Source organism: Blautia sp. ZXY-1-C6 (assembly GCF_056339875.1).
In genome coordinates this window covers 1-5,581 of the sequence record NZ_JBWJVQ010000111.1, presented here as the reverse complement: position 1 = coordinate 5,581, position 5,581 = coordinate 1, and the positions used below count along the sequence as shown (strand labels likewise).

The window sequence follows — 5,581 nt, the reverse complement described above, 5'->3', positions numbered from 1 at the left end:
CGGTCTGTCCATGTTCCTTGAGAGTTTCATGTTGTGGAATGGTAACTCATCACCGAAGAACATTGGTCTTACTATCGTAGGATATCTGTATAAACGTGGTATTGAGAAAAACGATATGGGTTATGCGTGTGCCGTAGGTATGGTACTTCTGGTCATTGCCCTGGCTATCAATGTTGTCCAGCTTGTGGCAACAGGAACATTCAAGAAGGAGGAAAAGTGATATGGCAAAAACAGCAGCTCAGCCAAAGACAATGGAATCAAATCATAAAGTTGCGTCTGTATTATCCACAGGGCTTTTCGCTATCCTCTGTGTGCTGATCGCATTTCCGCTTCTTGCAGGTTTCTTCGCTTCCTTCCAGGAAGGCCGTGAAGTGGTTATGAAAGGTATGTCCCTGAATCTTGATTTTTCCAAGATGCATCTGGATAACTACAAATACCTGTTTTCCGGAAATGAGGATTCCCGAAAATATTTTATGTGGTATAAAAACAGTCTGATCCTGACACTGATTACAGTAGTTCTGACACTGCTGGTATGCTACTTCATCGCATACGGTCTGACCATGTACAAATTTAAACTTCAGGGATTTTTATTCTTCCTGGTAATCGCAACTATGTGTGTTCCTTTTGAAATCCTGATGCTTCCTCTGTATAACGAAGTTACATCTCTTGGGATCATCAATACAAGAGCCGGTGTTATTCTCCCCGGACTATGTGGTGCGTCGACGATTTTCTTCTTTAAACAGTACATGCAGAGTCTTCCGAAAGAGCTTCTGGATGCAGGTAGAATCGACGGATGCACAGAGTATGGTATCAGTGTTAAGATTATGATGCCGATCACAAAACCTGCATTTGCTTCCATGGCAATCCTCTGTGCAATGGGTTCCTGGAACAACATGTTATGGCCGATGCTGGTATTCCGTGATACAAGCAAATTTACACTGCAGATCGGTCTGAATACACTGCTTACACCTTATGGAAATAACTACAACCTTCTGATCGCAGGTTCCATGTTCGGTATCCTTCCAATCCTGATCATCTACCTGATCTTCCAGAGATACCTGATCGATGGTATGACATCTGGTGCTGTTAAGGGTTGATCAAAAGTTGTAAGTATTTGAATCATAATTTACTGATATGATAAAAAATGAGCTGTCCCATTGAGTTTTGAAATTAATGTTACTGTAACTGGTGATCATTTAACATTACTTATGAGGCAGCTCAAATAATATAATGATAAACTAATTTTTCAAACCAATTACTAAGAACGGAGGTTCAAAAAACATTATGGCGAAACAGGCAAAAATGGTAGTGGACAAAGCATTTTCCATTTCCAAGATCGACAAAAGAATTTATGGTTCCTTTATTGAACATCTGGGAAGAGCTGTATACGATGGAATTTATCAGCCAGGACATCCACTTTCCAATGCTGACGGATTCCGTAAGGATGTCATTGATCTGGTAAAAGAGCTGGACGTGCCGATCGTACGTTATCCGGGCGGAAACTTTGTATCTAACTTTTACTGGGAAGACAGTGTAGGACCGGTTGAGGAAAGACCTCACAGACTGGAGCTTGCATGGAGAAGCCTGGAAAAGAACGAGGTAGGACTCCATGAATTTAAGAAATGGGCAGATGCAGCCAACTCAGAGGTTATGATGGCGGTCAATCTGGGAACAAGAGGAATCACAGATGCCTGCAACCTTCTGGAATACTGCAATCATCCAGGTGGAACCAAATACAGTGATCTCCGTATCAAACACGGACAGAAGGATCCATACGGATTCAAAACCTGGTGCCTTGGGAATGAAATGGACGGTCCATGGCAGATCGGTCACAAGACTATGGATGAGTATGGAAGACTGGCAGAAGAGACAGCCAAAGCAATGAAGCTTATTGACCCGTCTATTGAGTTTGTTGTATGCGGAAGCTCCAATCAGGAGATGCCGACCTTTGCACTCTGGGAAGACCATGTACTGAGCCACACATATGATTATGTAGATTATTTATCTCTTCATACATATTATGGAAACCGTTCTGATGACAGCAATGACTTCCTCGCAAAGTCCGATGATATGGACGAATTTATCCGCACCATTATCGCAACCTGCGATTATGTAAAAGCAAAAAAACGCAGCAAAAAGAATATGTACCTCAGCTTTGATGAGTGGAATGTATGGTATCATTCCAACGCTGTTGATAATGATATCACAGAAAACCATCCATGGCAGGTGGCACCGCCGCTTCTTGAGGATATCTACAACTTCGAAGATGCCCTGTTGGTAGGTCTGATGCTGATCGTTCTGATCCGTCATTCTGACAGAGTAAAAGTAGCATGCCTTGCACAGCTCATCAACGTTATCGCTCCGATTATGACAGACCCGAACGGTGGCGGTTCCTGGAAACAGACAATTTTCTATCCGTTTATGCATGCCTCCAAATATGGCCGCGGTGTTGCACTCCAGCCGGTGATCTCTTCCACAGAGCATGAGACAAGCGGACACGGAAGCATCACAGATATTGAAGCAGTTGCTGTTTACAATGAAGAGAAAGAAGAAGTTACTGTCTTTGCAGTAAACAGAAATCTGAAAGAGGATGTTGTTCTTAATACAGATGTAAGAAGCTTCGAAGGCTACAGAGTTGCTGAGCATATCGTACTTGAAAGCGATGACCTGAAGGTAGTCAATGCTTTCGGACAGGAAAATGTAAAACCAAAGACAACACAGCAGACAACAATGGACAATGGGGAATTGACAAGTATGCTGCATAAAGCATCATGGAATGTGATCCGTCTTGTAAAAGACAGTAAATAAAAATAATCCCTCTTAAGTAGACAAGGTAAATAACCAAAATCTTCTTAAGAGGGATTTTCTATGGCTATTTTGGCAGTGGATAGTGTCGGGAATGTTTCCTGCATATCAGAATTATTTAATCAGAAATGGCTGAAGTGTCTGTATCGTATATTCATGCAGAGCTTCTTTTTTGCTCCTGTCAATCTGCAGATAATGTGCATAAAGTACATCCAGAACCAGCAGAATAGGAAACTGTGGGGAAATGATATTTCCATATTCCAGATGTTCCATGCTTGCGAAGATGAGCGTCTCATCGCAGAAGTCCTGATAGGATTTGTCCTGTCTTGCGGTCATAAGAAGTGTATAAGCTCCGTGCTGATGTGCAGCCTTCAGAGAAGAGATAATATCATCCGTCTGTCCGCTGACACTGATACCGATGACCAGACAGTTCTCATCCAGAATAACAGAATTCACCTTCATAATATGACTGTCTGTAACTGCTTCGATATTCAGTCCGATACGCATGAAACGAAGCTTCATCTCCTGAGCTACGAGACCGGAACTGCCTCTTCCGTAAACATAAACACGAGGTTTGGAAACCAGCAGATTTGTGATCCGTGTGATCTGCGCTTTGTCCAGCAGAGCGTTAGATTTATTCAGAAGTTCCTGATAAGTATTAAATTCCGATACTTCAAAATTCGGAATATTTTCTTCGGGACCTGGTGCCAGGCTCTGCTTATACTCATAAATAAATTCTCTGTATCCGTGAAATCCACATTTCTGGGCGAAACGTGAAAGTGAAGCTTCAGATACATAAAGAAGCCCGGAAATATTTCTGGAAGAAAAATCCTGCTCTTCAGTATTATGAATAAAGAAATCGGCGATTGTTCTTTCCAGCGGAGTGAATGTATGGTAATAAGATTCAATTAAAGGAATAATTTTATGTTTGTTTAATGACATATGGAATCCTTTCTGTATGGTGGAATTGCTATAGATTACTATAACATTGTAGAATTTGTTTCACAAGGAGAATGTAAATATTTTCATGAAAAATATAAACAAGGAAAGTAATTTCGGAAAGCTTTAAAAACCGAACTGCAAAATGGCTCAAAATAATAAAAAATGAAAGAAGATTCTAAAAACAATACATTCATTGAAAATAGAACCAACGGGAATTATAATGAGTTTATAACAAATCGGAAGTGTCAGATGACACGCAAAAAAGGAGAAAACTATGATTATTTATGTAGGTAAAGATTATCAGGACGTAAGCAGAAAAGCAGCTAATATCATGTCTGCCCAGATTATTATGAAACCAAACGCAGTTCTTGGACTGGCAACAGGCTCTACACCGGTCGGATTATATAAACAGCTTATCGAGTGGTACAACAAAGGTGACCTTGATTTCTCACAGATCACATCTGTAAACCTGGATGAGTATAAAGGACTTTCCGGTGACAACGACCAGAGCTATCGTTATTTCATGAACACAAACCTGTTCGATCATGTAAACATTGACAAAAACAAAACCTATGTACCAAACGGACTGGAAGAAGACAGCGACAAAGCATGTGCAGATTATAATGAGATCATCCGCAGTGTAGGTGGAATTGATATCCAGCTTCTGGGAATCGGCGGAAACGGACATATTGGTTTCAATGAACCCGGAGAAGCTTTTGAGAAGGAAACTCATTGTGTAGACCTTACAGAAAGCACTATCAAGGCAAATGCAAGATTTTTTGAAAGTATGGATGAAGTTCCGAAACAGGCATACACCATGGGAATCAAGAACATTATGGCAGCAAAGAAAATTCTTCTTGTAGCAACAGGAAGTGCCAAGGCAGATGCTTTGTACAAATCTCTGTACGGACCGATCACACCAAATGTACCTGCATCTATCCTTCAGCTTCATCAGGATGTAACCGTAGTGGCAGATGAAGATGCGTTAAGTCTTATTAAAGAAAAAGGACTTTTATAATACCGGCTCTTGTGTGATAACAACAGTATCAGTGGAAAGAATTGCCTGACAGAGATAAAGTCAGGGAAATACTTAATAATTCACTTCAGCGAGAAAAGAGGCAAAAATCAGATGATTATAAAGAACGGAAAAGTTTTTCAGGAAGATGGCAGTTATAAAGTCACAGATCTGTATGTAGAGAACGGCAGAATTGTGGCTTCAGCAGATGAAGTAACCGACAAAACGCAACTGGATGCATCAGGACTGAAGATTCTGCCCGGACTGGTAGATATCCACAGCCATGGTGCAGTCAGACATGATTTCTCAGACGCAGATGTTGATGGGTTAAGAACAATCCTTCAGTATGAAAAATCTCAGGGAATCACATCCTATTGCCCGACATCCATGACACTTCCGAAAGAGGAGCTGCTTAAGATTTTCCAGACTGCAAAAGATGTAGAACAGGATGAAACCTGTGCCCGTATTGTGGGTATCAATATGGAAGGGCCTTTCCTTGATCCTGTGAAAAAGGGAGCACATGTAGAAGGCTATATCCGTAAACCGGATATTGAATTTTTCAGAGCATGTAACGAAGCTGCGGGCGGAATGATCAAACTGGTAACTCTTGCTCCGAATATGGAAGGCTCTGAGGAATTTATCAGAGAATTACATAATGAAGTGGTTATTTCTATCGGACATACAGCAGCAGATTATGGCTGCGCAGCAGAAGCGATGAAAGAGGGAGCACTTCATGTAACTCATCTTTATAATGCCATGAACTCTATGGGACACAGAGAACCCGGTGTGATCGGTGCAGCAGCAGATAATCAGGACTGT

5 protein-coding genes and 1 pseudogene are annotated in these 5,581 nt (G+C 41.2%); 5 read left to right on the top strand and 1 reads right to left on the bottom strand.

The window, feature by feature from the left end; genetic code table 11:
• From AC075J_RS04080 to arfA, 3 genes and pseudogenes are all read left to right on the top strand, one after another.
• A pseudogene (locus AC075J_RS04080) lies at positions 1 to 220 on the top strand (arabinose transporter permease); the annotation flags it as partial.
• A 1-nt stretch (position 221) separates the two neighbouring features.
• Complete coding sequence (locus tag AC075J_RS04075) at positions 222 to 1,097, top strand: carbohydrate ABC transporter permease (RefSeq protein ID WP_172678313.1); 876 nt, start codon at positions 222 to 224, stop codon at positions 1,095 to 1,097.
• A gap of 187 nt (positions 1,098 to 1,284) precedes the next feature.
• Positions 1,285 to 2,808, top strand: a complete 1,524-nt coding sequence (gene arfA, locus AC075J_RS04070) for an arabinosylfuranosidase ArfA (protein ID WP_118338964.1) — start codon at positions 1,285 to 1,287, stop codon at positions 2,806 to 2,808.
• 111 nt (positions 2,809 to 2,919) lie between these two features.
• On the opposite strand, the gene AC075J_RS04065 is transcribed toward arfA, so the two are convergent.
• Positions 2,920 to 3,747 (bottom strand): MurR/RpiR family transcriptional regulator, encoded by an 828-nt coding sequence (locus AC075J_RS04065; RefSeq protein WP_026649752.1) that lies wholly within the window; start codon positions 3,745 to 3,747, stop codon positions 2,920 to 2,922.
• 274 nt (positions 3,748 to 4,021) lie between these two features.
• On the opposite strand from AC075J_RS04065, the gene nagB reads away from it, so the two are divergent.
• Entirely contained in the window at positions 4,022 to 4,765 is a 744-nt protein-coding gene (nagB, locus tag AC075J_RS04060; RefSeq protein ID WP_055053331.1) for a glucosamine-6-phosphate deaminase, read from the top strand.
• 111 nt (positions 4,766 to 4,876) lie between these two features.
• A partial coding sequence (locus AC075J_RS04055) for an N-acetylglucosamine-6-phosphate deacetylase (protein ID WP_476390048.1) occupies positions 4,877 to 5,581 on the top strand: 705 nt, incomplete at its 3' end.